Source organism: Mesorhizobium sp. M7A.F.Ca.CA.001.10.2.1, from assembly GCF_003998575.1.
Lineage (GTDB): Bacteria > Pseudomonadota > Alphaproteobacteria > Rhizobiales > Rhizobiaceae > Mesorhizobium.
The window spans coordinates 1-3,048 of record NZ_RZQY01000704.1; the positions used below are offsets into that span (position 1 = coordinate 1).

4 protein-coding genes are annotated in these 3,048 nt (G+C 63.7%); all 4 read right to left on the reverse strand.

From position 1 onward, the window contains the following. Positions 1-920, reverse strand: a 920-nt coding sequence (locus tag EN964_RS30305) for an electron transfer flavoprotein subunit alpha/FixB family protein (RefSeq protein WP_164776093.1), incomplete at its 3' end; no start/stop codon positions are given. 23 nt (positions 921-943) lie between these two features. Then, positions 944-1,693 carry an electron transfer flavoprotein subunit beta/FixA family protein gene (locus EN964_RS30310; RefSeq protein WP_127277120.1) on the reverse strand — a complete coding sequence of 250 codons (750 nt, stop codon included), beginning with the start codon at positions 1,691-1,693 and terminating at the stop codon, positions 944-946. Positions 1,694-1,906: 213 nt separating this feature from the next. Further along, entirely contained in the window at positions 1,907-2,707 is an 801-nt protein-coding gene (locus EN964_RS30315; protein WP_127272488.1) for a rhomboid family intramembrane serine protease, read from the reverse strand. A 28-nt stretch (positions 2,708-2,735) separates the two neighbouring features. Beyond that, on the reverse strand, positions 2,736-3,048 hold a 313-nt coding region (locus tag EN964_RS30320; RefSeq protein ID WP_373565079.1), incomplete at its 5' end, for an ATP:cob(I)alamin adenosyltransferase.

Below are 3,048 nucleotides of genomic sequence, written 5' to 3' on the forward strand. Positions count from 1 at the left end.
TTTTGCAGCTCCGGCAGAATGACGAAGAGATCGCCGACGAGGCCGTAGTCGGCAACCTGGAAAATCGGCGCCTCCTCGTCCTTGTTGATGGCGACGATGACCTTCGAATCCTTCATGCCGGCGAGATGTTGGATGGCGCCGGAGATGCCGACCGCGATGTAAAGATCGGGAGCAACCACCTTGCCGGTCTGGCCGACCTGCCAGTCGTTCGGCGCATAGCCGGCATCGACCGCGGCGCGGGAGGCGCCGACGGCGGCACCGAGCTTGTCGGCGACCGGCAGGATGACCTCCTGGAACTTCTCCGCCGAACCCAGCGCACGACCACCCGAGATGATGATCTTGGCCGAGGTCAGCTCCGGACGGTCGGTCTCGGAAAGCTTGTTCTCGACGAAGGTGGACAGGCCGGGATTGGCCGCGGCCTTGACGGTCTCGACCGCCGCCGAGCCGCCCTCGGGGGCTGCCTGGAACGAGGCCGTGCGCACCGTGATCACCTTCTTGGCGTCGCTCGACTGCACCGTCTGGATGGCGTTGCCGGCATAGATCGGCCGCTTGAAGGTGTCGGGCGATACGACTTCGATGATCTCGGACACCTGCGCGACATCGAGCAGCGCTGCGACGCGCGGCGCGACATTCTTGCCCGACGAGGTCGCCGGCGCGATGATGGTGTCGTAGGCGCCCGCCAGCGACACAATGAGCGCTGCCGTCGGTTCGGCCAGGCGCTCGGCAAGTTCGTCGGCCTCGGCCAGCAACACCTTGCTCACGCCCTTGAGCTTGGCGGCAGCGTCGGCTGCCGGCTTGGCGCCCTTGCCGGCAACCAGCACATGCACGTCCGAGCCGATCTGCAGCGCCGCCGACAGCGCCTTGGCGGTCTGGTCGGAAAGCGTTGCGTTGTCGTGTTCTGCGATGAGGAGAATAGCCATTTTTCTGTTCCTTTCCCGATCGCTTACAACACGCCGGCTTCGTTCTTGAGCTTGTCGACCAGCTCAGTGACGCTCTTGACCTTGACGCCTGCCTTGCGGCCGCTCGGCTCCTCGGTCTTGATGACCTTCAGCCGCGGCTTGACGTCGGCGCCGTAGTCGGCCGGGGTCTTCTCGTCGAGCTGCTTCTTCTTGGCCTTCATGATGTTGGGCAACGAGGCATAGCGCGGCTGGTTGAGGCGAAGGTCGGCGGTGACGATCACCGGCATCTTCAGTTCCACGGTCTGCAGGCCGCCGTCGACTTCGCGCGTCACCTTGGCCTTGTCGCCGTCGAGCACGATCTTGGAAGCGAAGGTGCCCTGCGCCCAGCCAAGCAGTGCCGCCAGCATCTGGCCGGTCTGGTTGGAGTCGTCGTCGATCGCCTGCTTGCCGAGAATGACGAGGCCGGGCTGCTCGGCGTCGACGACGCCTTTCAGCACCTTGGCGACGCCGAGCGGCTCGGTCTGTTCGTCGGTCTTGACCAGGATGGCGCGGTCGGCGCCCATGGCGAGCGCGGTGCGCAGTGTTTCCTGCGCCTGCTGCGGGCCGATCGAGACGACGATGATTTCTTCAGCCTTGCCGGCTTCCTTCAGCCGGATTGCTTCTTCCACCGCGATTTCGTCAAACGGGTTCATCGCCATCTTGACGTTGGCGAGCTCCACCGCCGAACCATCAGCCTTCACGCGAACCTTGACGTTCGCATCCACAACCCGCTTCACGGGCACAAGGATCTTCATTTGCCTGTCACCTCTTCACGCTAGTTGGGCGCGCTATAACAGCCTGCGCCCGTTCTGAGTTGTCGAAAGCCGACATTCCTGACTGAATTTTGGCCGGATGGAATTCCGGCCGGATGGAAATTCTGGTCTTTGCCCGCCTTAGGTTGCGGCGGTGACGTTTCCGTAGTTGCGGCAACCCTGCACGTCAATACGCTGCAAGCGGCTCAAATCGGTTCAGTCCGAACTGGAAGTGTTTCCTCGCCCCCAGCGCGGCGTCGCGGCGGGCGGGTCGGGGATCAGCGGTTCCGTGGCAACCGGCGGTTGGTCGGGAGCGGTGGGCGCGACGTCCTCGTCGGCGCCGGCAAACAGCGGCACGCCGCGGCTGCGCAGGACGAGCACAAGAACGGCTCCGGCAATGATGCCGCCGATATGGCAGGCCCACGAAATCTGGTCCTCGCCGCCGGCGGCAAACATCACCACCTGGAACAGCACCCACAAGATGAGCGGGATGAAGGCCGGGATGCGGAGCGGAATGCGGGCAAAGGCCAGCACCCAGACCTTCACCCTGGGATAAAGGATCAGATAGGCGACGACCACGCCGGCGATGGCGCCGGAGGCACCGATCAGCGGCGCCTGCGAATCCCAGGCGACGAGGCCCTGGAAAGCGGCGCCGGCGATCGCGCACAACAGGTAGAAGATGAGGTAGCGGATGTGGCCGAGCGCATCCTCGACATTGTCGCCGAACACCCACAGGAACAGCATGTTGCCGCCGAGATGGAAGATGTCTGCATGCAGGAAGGAATAGGTGAGGTAGCTCAGGCTTTCGGGGATGACGATGAAACGGGGATCGAGCTCGGCGGTGTCATGGACGACCGACGGGATGAAGCCGAGACCAAGCACGGCGGCATTGGAGAAACTCTCGCCGCCGAGCGCGGTGGCAAGGTAGACCAGGGCATTGACCACGATCAGCCCGATGGTCACATATTGCAGCCTGATGTGCCGCAGCCTGTTGGTGTCGTAAAGCGGGATGAACATGCCCCAGGCCCTCTTCCGCTTTCGACAATCAGCGGTTCTTGCCGGGAACCCATAGCACGTCGGCGTTTCCGTTGTCATTGACCGCCCGGGCGGCGACAAACAGGAAATCCGAGACCCGGTTGATGTATTTCAGACCGTCGCGGTTGACGTGCTCGTCCGGATCCTGGGCAAGGGCCACGATCAGCCTTTCGGCCCGCCGCGCCACGGTGCGGGCAAGGTGAAGTGCCGCCGCTGCCGGCGTGCCGCCATTGAGCACGAAGGATTTGAGCGGCTGAAGCTCCTTGTTGAGAAGGTCGATGTCCTTTTCGACCCGGTCGGTCTGCACGGCGACGATCCGAAGC

Excerpts from the sequence above, each read along its gene's own strand:
- EN964_RS30315 (WP_127272488.1), bottom strand. The coding sequence starts at position 2,707 with ATGTTCATCCCGCTTTACGACACCAACAGGCTGCGGCACATCAGGCTG.
- EN964_RS30310 (WP_127277120.1), bottom strand. The coding sequence starts at position 1,693 with ATGAAGATCCTTGTGCCCGTGAAGCGGGTTGTGGATGCGAACGTCAAG.